General features: G+C 56.6%; 19 protein-coding genes. 10 read left to right on the top strand and 9 right to left on the bottom strand.

The genetic code is table 11. The features are described 5' to 3' along the window. Positions 1-23: 23 nt before the first annotated feature. From AC2FLA_RS07725 to AC2FLA_RS07680, 10 genes are all read left to right on the top strand, one after another. Entirely contained in the window at positions 24-1,283 is a 1,260-nt protein-coding gene (locus tag AC2FLA_RS07725; RefSeq protein ID WP_496721517.1) for an ABC transporter substrate-binding protein, read from the top strand. Between the two features lie 96 nt (positions 1,284-1,379). Beyond that, a complete protein-coding gene (locus AC2FLA_RS07720) occupies positions 1,380-2,303 on the top strand; it encodes a carbohydrate ABC transporter permease (RefSeq protein ID WP_058271993.1) in 924 nt (307 codons plus the stop codon). A gap of 1 nt (position 2,304) precedes the next feature. Beyond that, positions 2,305-3,153 (top strand): carbohydrate ABC transporter permease, encoded by an 849-nt coding sequence (locus AC2FLA_RS07715; protein WP_058271994.1) that lies wholly within the window; start codon positions 2,305-2,307, stop codon positions 3,151-3,153. 22 nt (positions 3,154-3,175) lie between these two features. Then, on the top strand, positions 3,176-4,516 hold the full coding sequence (locus AC2FLA_RS07710; protein WP_496721516.1) for an alpha-glucosidase/alpha-galactosidase: 1,341 nt from the start codon (positions 3,176-3,178) through the stop codon (positions 4,514-4,516). Between the two features lie 26 nt (positions 4,517-4,542). Beyond that, positions 4,543-6,252: an IlvD/Edd family dehydratase gene (locus AC2FLA_RS07705; protein WP_496721515.1), complete on the top strand. Its 1,710-nt coding sequence runs from the start codon at positions 4,543-4,545 to the stop codon at positions 6,250-6,252. Next, entirely contained in the window at positions 6,252-7,019 is a 768-nt protein-coding gene (locus AC2FLA_RS07700; RefSeq protein WP_282119358.1) for an SDR family NAD(P)-dependent oxidoreductase, read from the top strand. Before AC2FLA_RS07705 ends, AC2FLA_RS07700 begins: the two co-directional genes overlap by 1 nt. Positions 7,020-7,023: 4 nt before the next feature. Continuing rightward, positions 7,024-7,917 (top strand): 2-dehydro-3-deoxygalactonokinase, encoded by an 894-nt coding sequence (locus tag AC2FLA_RS07695; protein ID WP_496721514.1) that lies wholly within the window; start codon positions 7,024-7,026, stop codon positions 7,915-7,917. Continuing rightward, positions 7,914-8,519 carry a 2-dehydro-3-deoxy-6-phosphogalactonate aldolase gene (locus tag AC2FLA_RS07690; RefSeq protein ID WP_496721513.1) on the top strand — a complete coding sequence of 202 codons (606 nt, stop codon included), beginning with the start codon at positions 7,914-7,916 and terminating at the stop codon, positions 8,517-8,519. Before AC2FLA_RS07695 ends, AC2FLA_RS07690 begins: the two co-directional genes overlap by 4 nt. Continuing rightward, entirely contained in the window at positions 8,516-9,376 is an 861-nt protein-coding gene (locus AC2FLA_RS07685) for an SMP-30/gluconolactonase/LRE family protein (protein ID WP_496721512.1), read from the top strand. Before AC2FLA_RS07690 ends, AC2FLA_RS07685 begins: the two co-directional genes overlap by 4 nt. Then, complete coding sequence (locus AC2FLA_RS07680; RefSeq protein WP_496721511.1) at positions 9,373-11,289, top strand: beta-galactosidase; 1,917 nt, start codon at positions 9,373-9,375, stop codon at positions 11,287-11,289. The genes AC2FLA_RS07685 and AC2FLA_RS07680 overlap by 4 nt, the downstream gene beginning before the upstream one ends. A gap of 37 nt (positions 11,290-11,326) precedes the next feature. Here the strand turns inward: AC2FLA_RS07680 and AC2FLA_RS07675 are convergent, their stop codons facing one another. The 9 genes from AC2FLA_RS07675 to AC2FLA_RS07635 all read right to left on the bottom strand — a co-directional run bounded on the left by AC2FLA_RS07675 (position 11,327) and on the right by AC2FLA_RS07635 (position 22,581). Next, a complete protein-coding gene (locus AC2FLA_RS07675) occupies positions 11,327-12,592 on the bottom strand; it encodes an ABC transporter permease (RefSeq protein WP_496721510.1) in 1,266 nt (421 codons plus the stop codon). Continuing rightward, positions 12,589-13,509, bottom strand: coding sequence for an ABC transporter permease (locus tag AC2FLA_RS07670; RefSeq protein WP_496721509.1), 921 nt, complete (start codon positions 13,507-13,509; stop codon positions 12,589-12,591). The genes AC2FLA_RS07675 and AC2FLA_RS07670 overlap by 4 nt, the downstream gene beginning before the upstream one ends. A gap of 11 nt (positions 13,510-13,520) precedes the next feature. After that, complete coding sequence (locus AC2FLA_RS07665) at positions 13,521-14,633, bottom strand: ABC transporter ATP-binding protein (RefSeq protein ID WP_496721508.1); 1,113 nt, start codon at positions 14,631-14,633, stop codon at positions 13,521-13,523. Between the two features lie 118 nt (positions 14,634-14,751). Further along, a complete protein-coding gene (locus tag AC2FLA_RS07660) occupies positions 14,752-15,876 on the bottom strand; it encodes an extracellular solute-binding protein (RefSeq protein ID WP_108859641.1) in 1,125 nt (374 codons plus the stop codon). A gap of 458 nt (positions 15,877-16,334) precedes the next feature. After that, on the bottom strand, positions 16,335-17,417 hold the full coding sequence (locus AC2FLA_RS07655) for an ABC transporter ATP-binding protein (protein ID WP_496721507.1): 1,083 nt from the start codon (positions 17,415-17,417) through the stop codon (positions 16,335-16,337). Between the two features lie 3 nt (positions 17,418-17,420). Further along, entirely contained in the window at positions 17,421-19,076 is a 1,656-nt protein-coding gene (locus AC2FLA_RS07650; RefSeq protein ID WP_496721506.1) for an alpha-glucosidase, read from the bottom strand. Positions 19,077-19,085: 9 nt separating this feature from the next. Then, positions 19,086-20,234 (bottom strand): carbohydrate ABC transporter permease, encoded by a 1,149-nt coding sequence (locus AC2FLA_RS07645; protein WP_282151985.1) that lies wholly within the window; start codon positions 20,232-20,234, stop codon positions 19,086-19,088. A gap of 4 nt (positions 20,235-20,238) precedes the next feature. Next, positions 20,239-21,246, bottom strand: a complete 1,008-nt coding sequence (locus tag AC2FLA_RS07640) for a carbohydrate ABC transporter permease (RefSeq protein ID WP_170418733.1) — start codon at positions 21,244-21,246, stop codon at positions 20,239-20,241. A gap of 66 nt (positions 21,247-21,312) precedes the next feature. Further along, positions 21,313-22,581: an ABC transporter substrate-binding protein gene (locus AC2FLA_RS07635; RefSeq protein WP_496721505.1), complete on the bottom strand. Its 1,269-nt coding sequence runs from the start codon at positions 22,579-22,581 to the stop codon at positions 21,313-21,315. Positions 22,582-22,595: the final 14 nt, after the last annotated feature.

The following is a 22,595-nucleotide window of genomic DNA, read 5'->3' as shown; positions in this document are numbered from 1 at the left end:
AATGGAAGCTAAGGGAGGAAACCATGCATTCCATGTACAAGCGCACTGCCGCCGCTTTGGCAGCCAGTGTCGCACTTGCCGCACCTGTCGCCGCCGAACTGACCGGCGAGCTGCGAATCTTTCTCGATACCTCCAACCCGGCGCCACGCGCGACGATGGAGGCAATGATCGACCGTTTTGCGGAACAGCATCCGGGACTGGAGATCGAAACAACAGTAATCGACCGCGAGGCGTACAAGACCCAGATCCGCAACTTCCTGACTGCGGATACGCCGGACGTGGCGACGTGGTATGCGGCAAACCGCATGAAGCCCTACGTCGAGGCAGGCCTGTTCGAAGATGTATCGGACTTGTGGGCCGAACCTGAGATCGCCGAAAATCTGGCGTCGACCAAGGGTGCGATGACCATCGACGGCAAGCAGTGGGGTGTACCCTACACCTACTATCAGTGGGGTGTTTACTATCGCAAAGACATCTTTGACGAGCTGGGCCTGACCGAGCCAACGACTTGGGAAGAAGAGCTGGCGAACTGCCAGAAGATCGTCGGTTCCGGTCGTGCCTGCTATACGATCGGCACCAAGTTCCTGTGGACCGCTGGCGGCTGGTTCGACTACCTGAACATGCGCACCAACGGGTTTGACTTCCACAACCAACTTGCCAATGGCGAAATCAGCTGGGAAGACGACCGGGTCAAGCAGACCTTCGCCAACTGGAAACAGCTGATCGACATGGGCGCTTTCGTCGACAACCATCAGACGTACAGCTGGCAAGAGGCCCTGCCCTTCATGGTGAACGGCGAAGCCGCCGCCTATTTGATGGGTAACTTTGCTGTTGCTCCGCTGCGCGAAGCGGGACTGACCGACGACCAATTGGACTTCTATCAGTTCGTTTCGATCAACCCGGATGTAGAATTGGCGGAAGATGCGCCAACTGATACCTTCCATATCCCGGCCAACGCATCGAATAAAGAAGCCGCGCGTGAATTCCTGCGCTTTGCCGTTTCCGCGGATGAGCAAACTCAGATCAACAACGGCGCAAACCTGGGCCAGCTGCCTGTGAACGCTCAGTCGTCCGTCGATGCCGACAAGTTCCTGCAGCAAGGCTTTGAGATGCTGTCCGCCAACAGCCCCGGTGGTGTCGCCCAGTTCTGGGATCGTGACGCACCTGCTGAAATGGCGAAGGTGTCGATGGAAGGGTTCCAGGAGTTCATGGTCAAGCCGGACAACGCTGACCGTATCCTGTCCAAACTGGAACGCGCACGTCAGCGTATCTACGAAAACTAAACCGGTCGGGCCGGGCATTTGCCCGGCCTGCACCACTTCGTGCGTAAGGCGGGTGCATACCCGGCTTACTCCTTTAATCCAAAACCGAGTGAGCGCATGTCAGCCGTCGATGTCCCTGAACAAGAAAGCTGGTTCCACAGAAATCAACAGCGCATAGCGCCCTGGCTCTTTCTGGCCCCGGGTCTGCTGTTCTTCATGGTCTATGTGATCATTCCAGTGTTCCAATCGTTCAACTTGTCCTTGTACGAATGGGATGGGCTTGGCGCTGCGGAATATGTGGGTTTTCGCAACTACGAAGACCTGTATTGGGAATTGGCCGATCGCGACGCGTTTTACATATCGCTGAAGAACAACCTGATCTGGTTGATCATGTACCTGCTGGCAATCCCGGCTGGTCTGTTCATTGCTCTGTTCCTGAATCAAACCGTCTGGGGCATTCGGCTCTATAAGTCACTGTTTTTCTTCCCCTTTGTCATCTCTCAGGTCGTCGTCGGACTCGTTTTCACGTGGTTCTATGATCCGACTTTCGGCCTGTTGAACGAATTCCTGGGATTCTTCGGCTTCGGCCCGCTGAATGTTCTGGGGGATGAGCGTTTCGTCACCTACGGCATCATCTTTGCCGGTCTCTGGCCGCAAACAGCTTATTGCATGATCCTGTATCTCACTGGCCTGAACGCTGTGGATCCTGAACAGATCGAGGCCGGACGTCTGGACGGTGCAAAAGGCGGGCGGATGCTGTGGCACATCATCCTGCCTCAACTACGCCCAGCCACCTTCATTGCTTTCGTTGTCACCATCATCGGCGCGCTTCGGTCTTTCGACCTGATCTCGATCATGACCCAGGGTGGCCCGTTCGGTTCGTCCCGTGTGCTTGCCTATTACATGTTCGAAGTCGCGCTGTCAGAATACGGCTTCCGCATGGGATATGGCGCCGCCATCGCGGTGATCCTGTTCCTGATCATGCTGTGCTTCATCGCCTATTTCCTGTGGTCGATGTACCGCGAAGAAAGGGGGCATTAAGATGTTTCCCAAACCCATCGAAAAACAACCCCGCGGGGCTCAGATCACCTACCAGGCGATGCTGCCCCTGGCACTGCTGCTGTGGCTCGGCCCCCTGTTGGCGGTAGCGCTGTTCTCGGTCAAGCCGGCAGCCGACTTTACCAACGCAAACTACTGGGGGATGCCGTCCAGCTTTGAGGGTGCCTACAACTATGGGCAGGTATTCTTCAACTCGGACATGCCACGCTATTTGCTGAACTCGTTCATGATCACCATTCCAACAGTGATCGGTGCCGTTGCGCTTAGTTGCATGACCGGGTTTGCACTGGGGATCTATAAATTCCGCTCAAACATCTGGATCTTTTTCATGTTTGTTGCGGGCAACTTCGTCCCGTTCCAGATTCTAATGGTTCCGGTGCGCGACCTGACGTTGGAGTTGGGTCTCTACAACACCAAAACCGGCCTCGTCTTGTTCCACATTGCTTTCCAAACAGGCTTTTGCACGTTGTTCATGCGCAACTTTATCCGCGCCCTGCCCTTCGAACTGATCGAGGCGGCTCGCGTTGAAGGCATCAGTGAATGGCGCATTTTCTGGTACGTGGTCCTACCGCTGATGAAACCGGCGATCGCGGCCCTCAGTGTGTTGATTTTCACCTTCATCTGGAACGACTACTTCTGGGCTGTTGTCCTGACACAGGGTGCGGAAAGCCAACCCGTGACAGCAGGTATAACCAGTTTTAACGCCCAATTTCGAGCGGCCTATCAACTAATGAGTGCCGGTTCCATCGTCGCGGCTCTGCCGCCGGTGGCCATGTTCTTCCTCATGCAGAAACACTTCATCGCGGGTTTGACCCTCGGTGCCGTAAAATAACGTCAAACCAAAGGTTTGCCACATGACCAAGATCACCTTTATCGGGGCAGGCTCCACGATCTTCATGCAGAATATCGTGGGCGACGCCCTGCTGACACCTGCACTGGCCGACAGCCATTTTGCGCTGATGGACATCGATCCCGTGCGCCTTGCCGAAAGCGAGGCCGTCGCCAGGGCGATGATCCGCTCTGTCGGAACAGGGGCATCTGTCTCAAAGCATACCGACCGGCGCGCCGCGCTTGAAGGCGCCGATTTCGTCATCACCGCCTTCCAGGTCGGCGGCTACAAACCCTGCACGGTGACGGATTTCGAGATCCCCAAACAATACGGCCTGCGCCAGACCATCGCTGACACCCTGGGCGTCGGCGGCATCATGCGAGGCCTGCGCACGGTTCCTGTGTTGTGGGACGTCGCACAAGACATGATGCAGCTCTGCCCAAACGCAACGCTGCTGCAATACGTGAACCCGATGGCGATCAACACATGGGCGCTGGCAGAACGTTTCCCGGCGCTGAAACATGTCGGCCTGTGTCACTCTGTCCAAAACACCGTTGAAGAACTTGCTCACGATCTGGACCTGCCCAAGGACGAGTTCCGCTACAAGGTGGCAGGCGTGAACCACGTGGCCTTTTTCCTGCGGCTAGAGCATGGCGGGCGCGACCTCTACCCGGCATTGCGGCAAGGGTATGCCGGCGGGCAAATTCCCAAACCACCGCTTTTGATGCCACGTTGCCCCAACAAGGTGCGGTATGAAGTGATGGAACATCTGGGCTATTTCTGCACGGAAAGTTCAGAACACTTGGCGGAATACGTTCCATGGTTCATCAAAGATGGCCGCCAGGACCTGATTGAGCAGTTCAGCATCCCTCTGGATGAATACCCAACCCGTTGCGAGGAACAGATCGCCAGTTGGAAAGAACAGGCAAAGACCCTGACTGACGGGCGTGATATTGAAGTGATCCGAAGCCATGAGTTCGCCGCTGACCTGATGAATGCGATCGTGACTGATACGCCCTACGTGGCGTATGGGAACCTGCCCAATACTGGACAGATCCCTCAACTCCCCCTTGGCGCGGCTGTCGAAACACCTTGCCTTGTCGACACTAACGGTGTCCAACCTTCGGTCGTAACAGATATTCCGCCCCAGCTGATCGCGCTGATGCGCAGCCAGATCAACGTGCAGGAACTGACTGTGCGGGCATTGGTTGAGCAGAACCCAGAATACATTTACCACGCCGCTATGATGGACCCGCATACGGCCGCTGAACTGGACCTGCGTCAGATCCGCAGCTTGGTTAGTGACCTGTTGGTGGCACATGCCGATTGGTTGCCAGATTGGTGCAAACCCGCCAAGGCGGCCTGATCCCAATTTTAGAAGGCTGAAAAACAATGACAAAAAAACGCCGCTCTCAGCATTGGTATGGCAAGCTGGACAAGGATGGCTTTATCCACAGATCTTGGATGAAGAACCAAGGCTTTCCTGATCACGCGTTCGATGGTCGCCCGATCATCGGTATCTGCAACACCTGGTCGGAACTCACGCCCTGCAACTCGGGCCTGCGTGATCTGGCAGAAGGCGTCAAACGTGGCGTGTGGGAGGCCGGAGGATTTCCGGTCGAATTCCCGGTGATGTCACTGGGTGAAACCCAGATGAAGCCAACTGCCATGCTGTTCCGCAACCTGCTGGCGATGGATGTCGAGGAATCTATTCGCGCCTATGGCATCGACGGCGTAGTCCTTTTGGGTGGTTGCGATAAGACCACGCCGGGGCAGCTGATGGGGGCCGCTTCGGTAGATCTGCCCTCTATCGTGGTCAGCTCTGGCCCGATGTTGAACGGGAAGTACCAGGGAAAAGACATTGGTTCGGGCACGGATGTTTGGAAATTCTCAGAAGCTGTACGCGCTGGTGAGATGACACTGAAGGACTTCATGAACGCCGAATCCGGTATGTCACGCAGCGCCGGGGTCTGCATGACCATGGGCACCGCCTCGACCATGGCGTCGCTGGTCGAAGCGATGGGCATGTCCCTCCCGACCAACGCCGCCCTACCCGCAGTTGATGCCCGCCGGATGGCGCTGGCGCACCTGACCGGAAAACGGATTGTCGAGATGGTCGATGAAGACCTTAAACCTTCGGACATCCTGACCAAAGAGGCCTTTGAAAATGCCATTCTGGCCAACGCAGCCGTTGGCGGCTCGACCAATGCAGTGGTGCATTTACTCGCGCTGGCGGGCCGCGCGGGCGTAGACCTGACGCTGAAAGACTTTGAAATCGGGTCGGAAATCCCGCTGCTGGTGAACTGCATGCCCTCAGGGAAATACCTGATGGAGGATTTCTGCTACGCGGGCGGTGTGCCGGTGGTTCTGAACGAGTTGAAACCCTTCCTGCGCCCCGCAAAAACCGTTCTGAACAAAGATATCTCGGCGCATTTTGAAGGGGCAGAATGCTTTAACCCCGACGTCATCCGCCCCTTCGACGATCCGGTGAAACCCGCCGCTGGTCTGCGCGTGCTGCGCGGGAACCTCGCGCCCAACGGGGCCATTGTGAAACCCTCGGCCGCGACGGATGCGCTACTGGAAACAGAAGCCGAGGCCTACGTTTTTGAGAGCATCGAAGACTTGAAAGCAAATATTGACCGGGATGATCTGCCAGTAACGTCTGAAACCATTCTGGTCCTGAAGGGCTGCGGCCCAAAGGGCTATCCCGGCATGCCCGAGGTCGGCAACATGCCGATCCCGGCCAAACTGGTGAAGGAAGGCGTCCGCGACATGATCCGCATATCTGACGCCCGCATGTCCGGCACCGCCTATGGCACCGTCATCCTGCATGTCAGCCCCGAGGCACAGGCAGGCGGTACGCTGGCACTCGTCAACACCGGGGACCGTATCCGGGTTTCTGCCAGCAACGGGGAATTGGAGTTGCTTGTCGCCGCTGAGGAGCTGGAAACCCGCCGCGCCGCGTGGCAACCGGATGATCCGCACTACACGCGCGGTTATGCGAAACTCTATGTCGACCACGTGCTGCAAGCCGATCAGGGCGCGGACCTAGATTTCCTCGTCGGCAAAGACACCCGCCTTGTGACCAGAGAGAGCCACTGATGGACCATCCAGCCACTTTCCACGATCTAAACGGCGCCTCGGTCTATATTACCGGCGGCGGCTCTGGTGTAGGGGCCGCACTGACAGACGGTTTTTTGGCCCAGGGCGCAAACGTTGCCTTTATCGGCCGCTCGGACGCCAGCGCATTCGTTGAGGAAATGCGAGACAAACATGGTCGCGCGCCGCTGTTCATGCAGGGCGACATGACGGATACCGAATTGCTGCACGCCACTATGCAAAAGGCTGCCGAGGCACATGGACCTTTGGATGTGTTGGTCAACAACGCCGCTAACGACAAGCGTCACTCGCTTGAGGAAACCACCGCCGAGTTCTGGGACTGGATGATTGAGGTGAACCTCAAGGCCTACTACTTCGCCTGTCAGGAGGCTGCGCGCCAAATGACTGGCAAAGGGGGTTCAATCGTCAACTTCAGCTCGATCAGCTACATGATGGGGAATGCGGGGTACCCAATCTATACGACGTCGAATGCCGGGATTACCGGGATGACGCGATCTTTGGCACGCGAATTGGGGCCGCAAAAAATTCGTATCAACGCGCTGGCTCCCGGATGGGTTTTGACGCAAAAGCAACTTGATATGTGGGCGACGCCGGATGACCTGGCAGCGCATTTGGAGCGCCAGTGCCTGAAAGAACACCTGACGCCCGAAGACATGATCGCACCGACATTGTTCCTGGCCTCGGATGCCAGCCGCGCGATGACCGGACAGTGCATGGCCGTCGATGGCGGCGTTGTAGTAACGGGGTAAGGCCATGAATGCAGAGTGGATAGCCGTCGACTGGGGAACATCCCAACTGCGGGCCTGGGCCATGCAGGGCGGCACCGTACTGGCGCAATCCCAGTCTGATCGGGGAATGGCCCGGCTGAGCAGAGATGCGTTTCAATCTGCCTTGCTTGACCTGATCGCCGACTGGCTGGGTGCTGAACCTGTCGACGTTGTGGCTTGCGGTATGGTCGGTGCGCGGCAAGGTTGGATCGAAGCACCCTACTCGGCCGTCCCGTCAGCGCCGCTGCCGGATGCACCTATACGAGTACCGGGAACCGATGCGCGGATACGCGCATTTGTGGTGCCTGGTCTCAAACAGAACGCACCGCCAGACGTTATGCGTGGTGAGGAAACTCAAATATCTGGCTTTCTGGCAACCCGCCCGAACTGGGACGGGGTTATCTGTCTGCCCGGGACGCATTCAAAATGGGTTCAGATCAGCGCAGGAGAAGTCGTGAGCTTTCGAACGTTCATGACAGGTGAGATGTTTGAACTGCTCTCCGAGCAATCAGTGCTCAAGCATTCGGTCGGTGACGGCTGGGACGCCGACGCCTTCGCAGAAGCTACGGCAGACGCGTTGTCCAAACCCGAACAATTGGCTGCGCGCCTGTTCGGACTGCGAGCGGCGGATTTGTTGCACGATCAGGACAAGGAGACAGCCCGAGCCAAGTTATCCGGGCTTTTGATCGGGGCCGAGTTGGGCGCAACACGCCCCTACTGGTTGGGGCAGCAGCTGGCAATCATCGGCGCTGAGGGGATGTCCCAAATCTACGCACGTGCGCTGCAACTACAGGGCGCTTTCGTAGACACCGCTAACGCAACTCAATGCACATTGGCAGGTCTGGCGCAGGCCCGCAAACTTACGAGGCAAACCGCATGAGCCGCCCCATCATCGCCATTTTGCGTGGCTTGAAACCGTCAGTAGCCGTCGATGTAGGCCATGCTCTGATCGAATCTGGTATCGACAAGATCGAGGTGCCGTTGAATTCGCCTGACCCGCTGAACAGCATTGAATCGTTGGCCAGCTCATTCGGCGATCAAGCATTGATCGGCGCTGGTACGGTTCTGACCCCCGAGCAGGTAGAGGCCGTTTCGCAAGTTGGCGGAAAGCTGATCGTTTCCCCAAATTATGACGCCGAGGTCATTGTGCGTTCTGTCGCGCTTAACATGCAAAGCTGGCCGGGCGTCTATACCCCGACCGAGGCGTTTGCTGCGCTAAAAGCTGGTGCCACTGGCTTAAAACTGTTCCCTGGTGTCATTGCCGGGCCAGTTGGTCTGGCCGCACTGCGACCTGTATTGCCATCGGGTACTTTGGTCTATGCCGTTGGTGGCGCTGGACCTGAGAACTTCGCCGAATGGATCAAGGCTGGGGCAGACGGGTTTGGCATCGGATCGGCCCTGTTCAAACCGGGGATGTCCGTCGCGGAAATTGCTGGTCAGGCCAAGCGGATCGTCGCTGCCTATGACGAGGCTGCTGGATGAGCTTTGTTTTTGACGACCGTCCATGTGAGCTTGGCGAAGGGCCGCTGTGGCATCCTGAACGCAAGCAACTGTTCTGGTTCGACATCATCAACAAACGTCTGATGACGCAGACAGCGGGCGAGCAACACAGCTGGCAGTTTTCGGAACATGTCTCAGCGGCAGGTTGGGTGGACCGGGATACAATAGTGATGGCCTCGGAAACCGGTTTGTGGCGGTTTGGTTTGGACAGTGGTCAAAAAGATCTGATCGTCTCGCTTGAGGCGAACAACCCGGTCACCCGCTCCAATGACGGGCGCGCAGACCCGTGGGGCGGGTTCTGGATCGGGACGATGGGAATGAACGCTGAAAAGCAGGCTGGTGCGATCTATCGGTACTGGCAGGGTGAGCTGCGCCTGCTTGTGCCCGAGGTTACAATCTCGAACGCGATCTGTTTTGCCCCAGACAGGTCCTGTGTCTATTACACCGATACAGTCACACAACAGGTCAGGCGCTGCTCGCTGGAGCCTGACACGGGCTGGCCCGAAGGGAATAGCACGGTGTTTCTCGACCTGAGCGCTGATGGTCTTTACCCCGATGGCGCAGTGGTTGACGCAGAAGACAATATCTGGATCGCCCAATGGGGGGCAAACCGTGTCGCCTGCTATGATCCGAACGGGCGGTTTCGGCATGCCGTCTCGTTTCAGGCCGCACATACATCTTGTCCCGCTTTTGGCGGCGACGATCTGACAACACTGTTTTGCACCACTGCCCGTCAGGGGTTGGACGCAGACACTGTTGAAACACAACCAACCAATGGCATGACCTTTGGCGCATTGGACGCGGGCACAGGCCAGGCAGAACACAGAGTCCTTCTATGAAACCAGAACTTGGTGTTTGCTATTACCCGGAACATTGGCCCGAGGCCATGTGGGCCGAAGACGCAGCTCGGATGGTTGAAACTGGCATAAGCTGGGTCCGGATCGGTGAGTTTGCCTGGAGCCGAATGGAGCCGGCTCCAGGCGAACTGCAGTTGGGTTGGCTGGACCGTGCAATCGAAACGCTTGGGGCGGCTGGGCTCAAGGTTGTGCTGGGGACGCCCACTGCGACGCCTCCGCGGTGGATGCTTGAGAAACACCCAGACATGCTGGCAGTGGATGTTCTGGGGAATACACGAAAATTCGGCTCACGCAGGCATTATTGTTTTAGCCATTCGGGTTATGTCCAAGAATCCGTCCGCATTGCCCGGATCATGGGCGAGCGCTATGGACGAAACCCGCATATTGCGGCCTGGCAAATCGACAATGAATATGGCTGTCACGATACGACCGTCAGCTACGGCATCGTCGCTCTGCATGCCTTTCAGCTTTGGTTAAAGGATCAATACGGCAGCATTAACGCGCTAAACGAGGCATGGGGCAACATATTCTGGGCGATGGAGTATCGCGATTTCGATCAGATTGATTTGCCCAATCAGACAGTGACCGAACCCAACCCGGCGCATGTTCTGGCGTTCCGGCGTTTCAGTTCGGATCAGGTCGTTGCGTATAACAAAGCCCAGGCAGATGTACTGCGCGCTTTGACCGATGCGCCTTTGTTGCACAACTATATGGGCCGAGTGCTGGATTTCGACCATTTCAAGGTTGGCGAAGATCTGGATATCGCCACATGGGACAGCTATCCAATCGGCTTCCTCTCTGACCGGCTTGAAGCGGATGAAACGCACAAAACCGCCTTTCTTCAGCAGGGCGACCCGGACATGCAGGCTTTTCATCATGACCTGTATCGCGCGGTCGGGCGTGGGCGTTGGTGGGTGATGGAGCAGCAACCCGGCCCGGTGAATTGGGCACCATACAATCCGGCGCCACTACCCGGAATGGTTAAGCTTTGGTCACTTGAGGCAGTGGCGCACGGGGCAGAGGTCGTCAGCTATTTCCGCTGGCGGCAGGCCCCGTTTGCACAAGAACAAATGCATGCGGGGTTGCTGACACCCAACAACCGCCCTGCCCCGGCCCTGACCGAGGCAAAGCAGACTTCGGACGCGTTGTCAGAAATAGGCAACGTTGTGCAAACACGGGCCCAGGTGGCCATCCTGTTCGACTACGCCTCGGATTGGGCTTGGTCGACACAGCCTCAGGGCGCGGGATTTGACTATTTTCGTCTGGTTTTCTCGGCGTATCGCGCCTTGCGGCGGGCGGGCTTGTCTGTGGACTTCGTGTCCTCAACCAACATTCCGCGTGTTGGCTACAAGTTCATCCTTGCTCCGGGGATAGCCACCGTGAGCGACAATTTGGAGCGTCAATTGGTGGAGGCCAGTGATCTGCTCATCCTGGGTCCACGAAGCGGGGCGATCACACATGATTTCCAGATTCCTCGGGCACGACCCGGTCTGAACGGTCTGAAATGCGACGTCGATTTGGTCGAGACACTGCCGCCTAACATCCGCCGTGGCGTTGAAGGCGGCGGCACGGCGCAACATTGGATCGACAGGGTTTCAGGGGCTGCCTCCAATTTGCTGACATTTGCAGATGGCACCCCTGCGCTTTTGGGTGAAAACTGTCTTTGGTATCTGGCAGGTTTCCCGGATGACACATTGTGGGACCGGGTCGTTGAAATGGCCGCGCGCAAAACCGAGGTTACCCTATATCCGATGCCCAAAGGGTTTCGCCGTCGCGAGACGGCCACGCATGTTTTCCTAATAAACTACAATGCGCAACCGGTCGCATGGAACGGTGACGTCGTTGACGCATGTGACGTTGCTATCACGCAGAAAGATGCGCCCGAAGAGGAATAACCTCTCCGGGCGCTCGTTTTGGATTTAGCTTCAAAACCTACTGGTCAGTCTGCAGGCTGTTGGGGTCGAACACGCCCCCAAAGCCACCGTTGTTTGAAGGCGGAGTTTCAGTATCTGAACTCTCCTCCTCGGCGTCCCCACCAAGAGTATTCGGCGCGAAGACATTGCCAAAACCACTGTTGTTGGATGGTTTCGGTGTGGATTGCTGCGCACCACCTTGTTCGGCTTCTTCGGCCTCGCGCTTCTTACGCTGTTCTTCGCGCTGCTTGCGCAGCTCTTGAATGCGTTGTTCGGCTTCCAAGCGTTTCTGCTCTTTCACATTGGCGATGCATTGGCCGGGTTTGTAGGCCGTTGCGGTGCCAACGACAGTGATCGTCGCAACCGCAAACACAACCAGCAAGACAGCCGCCATGTTGCCAGCAAAGAAGCTGGGCAGCTTAATCTTGCCGGCCAGCTCCTCAACTGTGGCGCTCTTGCGGGCTGCGGCCACCAGTTCCTGACGCTTCAGCTTGGCTTCGTTCAACAAGGCAAAGAACACTGTCAACGCCACGATGATGAAGGCCAGAGCCGAAATGGCGGGTGTAATGCCGTAGCGCACCTTTTGGGCCAGTTCGATCGTAAGCGTCGGGTATTCACCAAAGGTGAAAGTGGTCGTGTTGTAGTTCTCGAACGAAGCGAGGAATGCCAGCACAGCAGCCGACGCGATCGCAGGACGCATGAAGGGCAACAGGATCTTGCGGAAAGCCTGAGCATGCGTTGCACCAAGGTCCAACGCCGCTTCGGTCAATGCCACATCGTAACGCTGCAGGCGCGCCACCAGAACCAGCATGCAATAGCTTGCGATAAAGGTGGATTGGCCGATTACCGTCAGGAAGATACCGTTAGACAGGAAGCTATCTGCACCCAGTCCCAGCATCCGATTTATCCGATCCCAGAACACCAAAGTCGAGATGCCAAGAACAACACCCGGGATCAGGATCGGAGCGATGATGATCGTATAGTAGGTCGCCCGTAACTTAGGCCAGATCTGGGTCAGCATCAGCGCACCGGCCAGACCCATCGCCACCGACAGAACAACCGTTCCGGCGCCAATGATCAGCGAGTTCTTTATGCCGTTCAGGATACGCTGATCCTGAAACAGCTCGCCGAACCACTGGAAGGTCAGACACTCCCACGGCGTCATGCGCGGGAAGGCCGAGGAATTGAAGGCTGTGACCGACATGATTACCAGCGGACCCAGCAGGTACAGGAAGAAGATGACCAGATAGACCCAGATGCTTACACGAAGGAAGGAATTGTTCATTTCCCGATATCCCCCATGTTCACCTTGAACAGGCGCATCATCGCCAGCACGAACAGGATACAGGTCACCAGAAGAACGATGGCGTAAGCAGCACCTTGCGGCCAGTCATTGTTGTCATTGAATTGCTGGTAAATCAGCTGCGTGAACCACAGACTGGACGGTCCGCCCAGGATTTGCGGCGCGGCCAGCGCACCAGCGCTTAGCATGAACACCATGGTACAGCCCGAGCTGATGCCCGGTTTGGCGTAAGGAATGACCACACGCCAGTGAATCCGCCACCATGGCGCACCAAGATCGCGCGCCGCCTCGATCTGGTTTTTATCCAGACTTTCGATCACGTTGTACATCGGGAAGATCATCAACAGGATGTATGCATAACCCAGACCGGCATAGAGCGCGATGTCATTGCGAATAAAGTCAAACGGTGTATCCCAGATGCCCAGCCCCACGAACAGGGTATTCAAAACACCGGTCTCACCAAAGATAATCCGCAGGGCAAATGCACGCAAAATCTCGTTGATCCAGTAAGGGATGATCAGCATGATCGCGAAGATGCGAATGTGGTTGCCCTTGGACTGGCCCAGATAATAGGCAATCGGATAGCAGAGGACCAGGTTGAAGATCGTCACGCAGACTGCGGCCAGCAGCGTGCGGAAAAAGACCCTCAGATCGACTGCATTATAGGACTGACTGCCGCCTTCAGGGCCATAGATCAGGTATTTATAGTTCTCCAGCGTATAGACGTCCTTGGGCCCGCCAATCTCGGGCGGTGGCAGGTTCGGACGGAAGGAGAAATCCAGCATCGACAGCTGGGGCAGAATGATCAGGCCAATGGTCCAGAATAGGACAAGACCCAATATTGCGGCGCCCATGCCGATGCCGTTTCGGTTAAAGAATTCTTTCAGGAAGCCTGGCATAGTCGGCCCCCTTATTCCGCGGCCAATTCACCCGCCGGAACCAGAACCGCATTGCGGGTCTCATATTCCAACGTGATGTTTTGGCCTGTGTGGTCATCGAAGGATTGGCCGAGATTTGGCAAGGACACCTTGATCTCTTTACCGCCGTCACCTTCGGTGAAGATGTTAAAGACGTTACCTTCGAATTCTTCGTGGTTCACCCGCGCGGTGACAAAGTGATCGCCTGTCGCACCATCGGCAGCGATCGCAAAAGCTTCGGGGCGAATAAACATCATGGCGTCATCCCCAACTTTCAGCTTTCCTTGGTTGGCGGACGAGATACGTGCAACCAATTCACCAGACCGGTTCGTTGAAATCAGCGCTTCGTTCCCCATCATCTGTTTAACTTTGCCGCGGAACACGTTGTTTTCACCTACGAAAGAGGCCGCGAAGGCAGTGTTGGGATCATTGTAGATGGTTTTACCATCAGCGATTTGATCAATCACACCAGCCCGCATGACCGCAATACTGTCTGACATGGTTAGGGCTTCGCCCTGATCGTGGGTGATATAGATGAAGGTGATGCCGACGCGCTTTTGAATCTCCCGCAGCTCGGTGCGCATATGCTGGCGCAGTTTGAGGTCCAGCGCGGACAACGGTTCATCCAGCAGCAGCACATCCGGTTCCGCACATAGCGCGCGGGCGATGGCAACCCGTTGGCGCTGACCGCCGGACAGCTCGCTTGGCAGTTTGTCACCCTGGTCGGGCAGCGCGATCATGTCCAGCAGCTCATCGGCACGTTTTCGGCGCTCTTTGGCGCTTGCGCCGCTGATCTCCAATGAGAAGGTGATATTTTCCCACACTTTCATCAGCGGGAACAACGCGAGGTTCTGAAAAATCAAGGCGGTCGGGCGTTTGTTCGGGCCGATGCCCCGCATATCCTTGCCACCGATCAGAACTTTGCCTTCGCTTGGTTCCAGAAAGCCCGAAACTGCCCGCAGGATCGTTGTTTTGCCACACCCCGAGGGACCGAGAAACGAAAAGAAATCGCCCCCGTGGATGTTCACGTTTGCATCCCTCACGGCAACAAAATCACCGAAACGGATCCACAGGTTCTCAAGATCTACACCGACCCCTGCACTCATTTTTGGTATCTCCGTCAGGTACGGTCCATGACCGCACCGAAATAGCGTCCGTCACGCCGTTGTGGCATGCGGGTTGATAGCCCTCCGCACAGTGGCGGAGGGCACCTTGTCAAAGCAATCAGGCGCTTTTGAACTTGTTGACGAACTCGGTCCGAGTTTCGGCATACCACGGAGCCTCAGCAGGCCATGGGTTCAGGTTTGCCAGCGAGTCGCCCGGATAGGCCTCGGCGAAGTTCTTCTTGTAGGTGTCGCCCGCATATTGGTCGGCACCCAGAACTGGCGAGTTGTAGCCGTGGCTGTCGATGGCAACACCTGCAGGCTTGGCCTGATAGGCGAAATCGATGAAGGCATAGACCTGATCGATGTTCTGCGCACCGGTCGGCATCGACATACCGTCGACCCATGCCATCGCACCTTCGACCGGAGCCTGATAGTGCACCGGCTCACCAGCCGATTTCAGCGCCAGCGGCGGACCATCCCAGGTCTGGCCAACAATAACGCCTTCGTTCAACAGGCCGTTTTTCTGGGTGTCGGCATCGTTCCAGATCAGCTTGATCCGGTTCTTCCGCTCGACGCACCAGTCGGTGATCTGACCCCAGACCTTGCGCATGGTGTCTTCGTCGCCGTACGCGGCCCACACAGAGCCAGGCTCCATCTCACCAGAGGCTTCCATATACAGACCCGCGCCCAGCATCATCGAGTGCGCGCGGCCCATGGTCTTGCCTGCGTTTGCTTCGGACCAGACGTCCCCATAGGACGGGGCGTCGCCTTCGGGCAGCCATAGGTCGGTGCGGTAGGCAATGCCCTCGGTACCCCAGATATGCGGCAGCCAGTGCACGCCGCTGTCAGCAAAGTTCCAGGCGTCGGTGCCGATCTGCGCCATCGCGGGGTTCACCAGATCAATCGGAACCTTGTTCATATCGAAGGGCTGCAACAGTTCCAGCGGCCCCCACTGCAGCGAGCGGTTGTTCGTCGGCGATACGATGTCAAAGCCTTGGCCCTTGGTGGCCTTCATCTTGTTGATGATTTCTTCGTTTGACCCGATGCCGGTGTAGTTCACCTTGATCCCGGTCAGAGTTTCAAACTCTTGCAGGAATGCGGGCGGCAGATAGTCCGACCACATCAGAATGTTGATTTCACCCGAAGATGCCAGCGCGCTTTTGCTGTAAAGCGGTGCTGCCAGTGCTGCTGCGCCCGCGCCTTTCAGGACCGAGCGTCTGGAAACGGTTTTCCGTTCAGCCATATTTTAGTTCTCCCGTTATTGGACTGTGTTGTTTTGTTATTATGGGTGCCACGCTAGAACTTTGCGGGGGCATTGTCAGGCCAAAAGTGACGGATTGGGAATTTCGTATGTCCAGATTGCGATTTAATCTAGCAAATATGGCTAGTTACCTCCTAGGACCGCAGTCACATATTGAGACCGAAGTAGCCTATTTCTGCAACGTTTCTTGAGAAATTAACACAGTTGCCCGTCCGGTCCGGGACCAGATTTTGGGCCGCAATCCAATTGGGGAAAAGCGGGTTCTGTTATGCCAGGCCGAAAGAAATCACGCCAAAAACAGTCGTAAACTGCATGCTTTTGGCAACGCACACAGATCCCGGAACTTGCTGCAGTGGAGCGCAGTCAACGGTCCAAGCAATATAAAAAGGGGCATTCGCGTACTGCATCGCACCCTTCGATCCATCAGGTATGGGTTACAGTTATTTTCTCATAGACAGGCCCTGGTGAAAAAGGTGAACCTTGCCCGGATCTGCTGAAACGGCAACGGTTTGGCCCCGCATGTTTTTTTGGACCCCCGGCAGTTTTGCGATTGTGGGGTCCTCCCCGTCTTTTGCCGCAAAATACAGCAGCGTGACTTCGCCAAGTGCTTCGGTAAAGTCCACAGTCCCTTCCATAATCGGATTGCGTTCAACGGGGTGAAAGTCTTCGGGACGCACGCCGATATTCACCTGTTTACCCTCGTCAGCCGCATTGGTCGGGATGTTGGTCACCGCGATCCCACCGCCATCCAGTTTTACGACGGTACTCTCACCAGTCTGCGTGATGACCCCCGGCAACAGGTTCATCGCAGGTGAGCCAATAAATTGCGCGACAAACTCATTGTCAGGCGTTTCATATAGTTCGAGAGGGGTGCCGACCTGCGCGATCCCCTTGTTGGCCAGGACAACAATCCGAGTGGCCAATGTCATCGCTTCGACCTGATCGTGGGTGACATAGACCATCGTGCTGTCGGGCATTGCCTCTTTCAGACGCGCGATTTCGATGCGGGTCGCGACGCGCAGCGCTGCGTCAAGATTGGAAAGCGGTTCATCGAACAGATAGACCTTTGGATCGCGCACGATCGCCCGACCGATTGCAACCCGTTGCCGCTGACCACCGGAAAGGGCCTTGGGAAGGCGGTCCAGAAACGGTTCCAGCTGTAGGATACGAGCGGCGCGGTCAACGGCTGCATCAACCTCGGTTGACGGCATCTTGGCAATCTTCAACGCAAAAGCCATATTTTCGCGCACCGTCATGTGCGGATACAGGGCATAGCTTTGGAAAACCATCGCAATGCCCCTTTGCGCGGGCGGCACGTCGTTCATCATTTGGCCTTCGATCTCAAGCGTTCCGCCAGTGATCTTTTCAAGCCCTGCAATCATGCGCAGCAACGTGGATTTACCGCAACCCGAAGGCCCGACAAATACAATTAATTCACCGCGTTCGATGTCGAGGTTAATGTTCTTTAGGACATCGACATTGCCATACGTTTTAGCGACATCCGTGAGATTGAGTTCAGACATGACTTACCCCTGTACCCGAGCCATCAAACAGAATTGGGCCGCACCGAGGGTTATTGTCCCCGCCCCTGCGACGCCGCCCAACTCCTCCCCGATCACCTGCCAGTTACCGTCGGGCAGTGTGACTTCCGCGCTGTCAGATCCCAGATTGAATACACAAAAGACCTGCTGGGCATCGTCCTCACGCAGGAAGGTCAGGATCGGGCCCGACTGGGTCATGTCGAGCTGCTGCCCTAACATCAGTGCAGAATACGCGTGGCGCAACGCAATCGCGCGGCGATAGTGATGCAGCATCGAGTTTGGTTGTTGCTCCAAACGGTCTACCGCTTGCTCGGCTTGCGTTTGGCTGACGGGCAACCAGGGGGCACCAGTACTGAACCCGGACTGTTCGTCCTGCGCAGCCCAAACCATCGGAGTGCGGCAGCCATCACGGCCCTTGAACTCCGGCCAGAATTCTATGCCGTAAGGGTCCTGCAGATGTTCAAATGGTACGTCCGCCTCGGGCAGACCAAGCTCTTCTCCTTGATACAAGCACGCTGACCCACGCAGGCACATCATCAAAACGGCGTGCTGACGGATGGCAGCGTCGTCTAGCGCCCACCGCGACGCGTGGCGCTGCACATCGTGGTTTGAGAACGCCCAGCAAGGCCATGCATCGCCAGCCTTTTCTTCCAACTGATCAAATACCTGCTTGGCGTATGCGGCGGTCAAAGCGCGTTTTTCGAGAAACTCAAAAGCATAACACATATGCATGCGTTTATCGCCGCTGGTGTACTCGCCCATGATCTCAAGACCGCGCTGCGCGTCGCCAACCTCGCCCAAACAAGCGCGGCCTTCGTATTCGTCCGTTAGTGCGCGCAACCGCTCGAGGAAGGCGATGTTTTCCGGCTGGCTTTTGGAATGAAGGTGATCCTGATGGTTATAGGGGTTCACCATGGGCGCGATAGAGGCATTGCGCTGATCCATCGGCAGGCCAGGGTTGTCGCGCAGTTGTTTGTCGTGGAAATAGAAGTTGATCGTGTCCAGACGGAAACCATCAACGCCCAAGTCCAGCCAGAACCGTGCAACATCCAGCAATGCATCCTGCACGTCTGGGCAATGGAAGTTCAGATCCGGCTGCGACGTCAGGAAGTTGTGCAGATAATATTGCAGGCGTCGGGAATCCCACTGCCATGCGGACCCACCAAAAATCGACAGCCAGTTGTTTGGTGGCGTGCCGTCGGGCTTGGGATCAGCCCAAACATACCAGTCGGACTTGGCATTTTCGCGATTGGATCGGCTCTCCTTGAACCATAGGTGCTGATCCGACGTGTGCGACAACACGAGGTCGATCATCACCTTCAGCCCAACTGAATGCGCCTGATCCAGGAGATAGTTAAAGTCCTCCATGCTGCCAAACATCGGATCAACATCACGATAGTCGCTGACATCGTATCCAAAGTCCTTCATCGGCGATTTGAAAAATGGCGAGATCCAGATCGCGTCGACACCAAGCGACGCGATGTAACCAAGCCTTTGGGTGATACCCCTGAGGTCTCCGATACCATCGCCGTTGCTGTCTTGAAAGCTGCGCGGATAGATCTGGTATATCACTCCGCCCCGCCACCAATCGGCGGACGCTTTGGTTGCTTTATGTAGTTCTACGGTGTTCTGCACGTTCATCAGACGCCTCTACTTAACGGACCCGGCCAACAGACCGCGGACCAGATATTTTTGCATTGCGAAGAAAACAATCAGCGGGACGATGATCGAAACAAAGGCCGCTGTGGCAAGGATTTCCCAATTCCCGCCGCGCGTGCCTAAAAGCTCGACGATGCGGTTGGTCATGACGGTGGTCTGTCCGGATGCGTCGATCAGGAACACCTTGGCGACCAGCAAGTCATTCCACGTCCAGAGAAACTGGAAGATCGCAAAAGACGCCAGCGCTGGAAAGCTGAGTGGCAGGATCAATTTGGTAAAAATCTGAAACTCGGTCGCGCCATCGACCCGCGCGTTTTCGATCAGGTCGCGGGGCAGACCAGCCATGTAGTTGCGCAGAAGATAGATCGCCAGCGGCAACCCGAACCCGGTATGCGCCATCCAAACCCCCAGATATCCTTTGCCAATCCCAATATTCAGATGGAATTTCAGCAACGGGATCAGGGCCAGTTGCAGCGGGACAACCAACAGACCAACGACAGCCGCAATAATCAAAGCGCGCCCGGGGAAATCCATCCAAGCCAAGGCATAGGCCGCAAAAGCCGCAACGAGGATTGGAATGATCGTCGCCGGGATTGTTACAGTCAGCGTGTTAAAAAACGCCCGCCCCATGCTGTCGGTACTGTCTTCTGCCAGAAGAACCTTGTGATAGTTGTCTAAGGTAAACTCAGGCGGCAATTCCGCAGTTGCGAAAACCCGCGATCCACGACTGCCGGTGAACTCTTCCGGGTTCTCCATCCGGTAATTACCCTTGGCGTCTACCGTGATTGTGCCGCCCTTGCGCAACTCTGCTGTTTCGCCAGGGGAAAAGGCATCAACTGCACGAGAACTGACGCCCCATTTTGAGATTGTCGCTTTCGTCCCATCGTCAAACAGATTGCCTTCGATCACATACATCCCGTTTTCCAGAACCTGGGTTTCTGGGGCCGCGCTGCGCAGGGTCAGATTTTGTTCGGACGGGAACAGCGACCGCCACCAACCACTGGTTGCGATCTGATCCGCCGTGCGAAAAGACGAGATCAAAAGGCCCAGAGTTGGCACGACCCACAGCACCACCAGAAAGAGGACCGAGGCATGGACGACCCAGCGAAGGGCGGGTTTGGTTCCTGCAATATCGCTCATGACCCTACTCCATCTCTTTCCGCGCGTTGCGCACATTCCAGACAAGGATTGGAGCCACTAAGAGCATGATCACCATGGCCGAAGCCGACCCGACGCCCCAGTCGTTGGCGCGGAACAGCTTGTCATACATGTAGTTGGCCAAGACCTGCGTTTCCCACTGGCCATTGGTCATTGCAAAAACGATGTCAAAGACCTTGAGGACGGTGATCGTAATCGTGGTCCAGACGACAAGAATAGTGGTTTTGATCTGCGGCACTTTGATCCGGAAAAATATCTGAAACGGATTAGCCCCATCCAGAATTGCGGCCTCAATCGTTTCCTCGGGGATTCCGCGCAGGGCGGCCGATAGGATAACCATGGCAAAACCGGTTTGGATCCAGATGAGGACAACCATCAGCAAAAAGCTGTTCCAGAACGGTATTGTCAGCCACGTCTGCGGCTCGGTTCCGCCAAAGAAAATATAGAGCGCATTGAGCATGCCAATCTGATCTTGTTCAGCCGGACGAGTGTCATAGACCAGCTTCCAGATAACCGATGCCCCCACGAACGAGATCGCCATTGGCATAAAGATCAGCGACTTGGCGAGATTGCCCCAACGAATGCGGTCAGTCAGCTGTGCCACCAACAGGCCAAAGGCCGTCGACATTGCAGGCACAATGATCAGCCAGAACATGTTGTTGCGCATCGCTTCCCAAAACTTGGGCTCCTTGGCCATCTGGATATAGTTGTCCAGCCCGACCCATTTGTAGCCGCCGCCCGGGACACGATCAGTCAGGGACAGGCGTAGGGTTTCGACGACCGGATAGGCCAGATACAGACCAAGCGCAGCCAGTGCCGGAAACAGGAACAACCAAGGCCGGATCATGTTCGCGCGGTTGATGTTTCGGCCAGCATTTGGCCCCCGAGGCGGGAACAGAACTCTGTCCAGAAACTGGTTGGATAGATAGAAATAGCCCACGCAACCTGACACGCCGATGGCGATGGTCAGCAGGCCTTGAAATGCCGGGTGCATGCCGCTCTCCCTTGCGACGATAGGTTCGGGCAACCCGGCTGTGCGGGTTGCCCAATCTCAGACGCTTTAGTCCAGCGCGTCCCAGGAGGACTGGATTTCGTCGGCGACGTGCTGAGCAGGTGTTCCGCCCGTATAGTCGACCATTCCAGTCCAGAAGGTGCCTGCACCCACGCCGCCCGGCATCAGGTCGGAACCGTCAAACCGGAAGGTGGTGGCCCCCAGAAGAATGTCGTTCATCTTCTTCAGCGTTGGGTCTGAGAAGACCGAGGTATCGACGCCTTTGTGTGGCGTCAGGAACCCGGTCAGAGCCATCCAGGCTTCGTGCGCCTCGGGTGTCTCCAGGTATTTCATCAGCGCATGCGCGCCCGGGCTGTCATTGGTAATGGCCCAAACTGTGCCGGCCCCAAGGACCGGGCTGCCGAGGTCTTTGCCTTCATAGGCCGGGAAGTAGAAGAAGTCAGCATCCTCGCCCACAACCGTACCTTCGGGGAAGAAGGCGGGAATGAACGAGGCCTGACGGTGCATGTAACACTGCGGAGGCGAGCTGAACATACCCTTCGGGCTGTCGCGGAAGTCAGTTGTTGCAACCGCACCGGCTCCGCCGGCCACGTAATCATCGTTGCGCGCAAACGCTCCGAATTCTTCAATCGCGGCGACAACCTTAGGATCGTTAAATTTCAATTCGTTGGCGACCCAGGCGTCATAATCTTCGGGCGGCAACGTGCGCAGCATCATGTCTTCAACCCAGTCAGTCGCTGGCCAACCAGTCGCTCCGCCGGACCCCAGCCCGATGCACCATGGCGTTTCGCCATCCGCAACGATCTGATCGGACAGCGCCTTCAGCTCCTCCATCGTGGTCGGGATTTCATAGCCGGCGTCTTCGAAGTTCTCCGGCACAAACCAAACCAGCGATTTCACGTCGACCTTGTAGAAAAATCCATACAGATGGTCCTGCCCGTCCGGGCCCTGATAGGTTCCCAGATCCACCCAGGACTGACCGGCCGCATAGTTGTCGCGAATCCAATCCGCGGTTCCTTCACTCAGGGGCGTCAGGAAACCCGCCTTGGCCATATCTGACGCCAGACCGGGCTGGGGAAACACCGCTACGTTGGGCGCCGATCCGGCTTCGGCATCAATTCTGATTTGCTGCTCAAAGCTGTCCGAGCCGACATAGCTGTACTCATGCCCGGTCGCTGCGGCAAAGCCGTCCAAAACCTTTTCGACATTTTCCTGATCAGGCCCCAACCAGGGGCCGAACACGGTGACCTTGTCGGCATGCGCCGCGCCCGCCATCAGTGCGAACGTGGCCGCGCCTGCATAAAGCGAGTGTTTCATGAAGTTTCCTCCCA

It is taken from the genome of Ruegeria sp. CDSA033, assembly GCF_059612305.1.
Note: the sequence above shows the minus strand (reverse complement) of the source record. Positions and strands in the feature narration are given on the sequence as shown.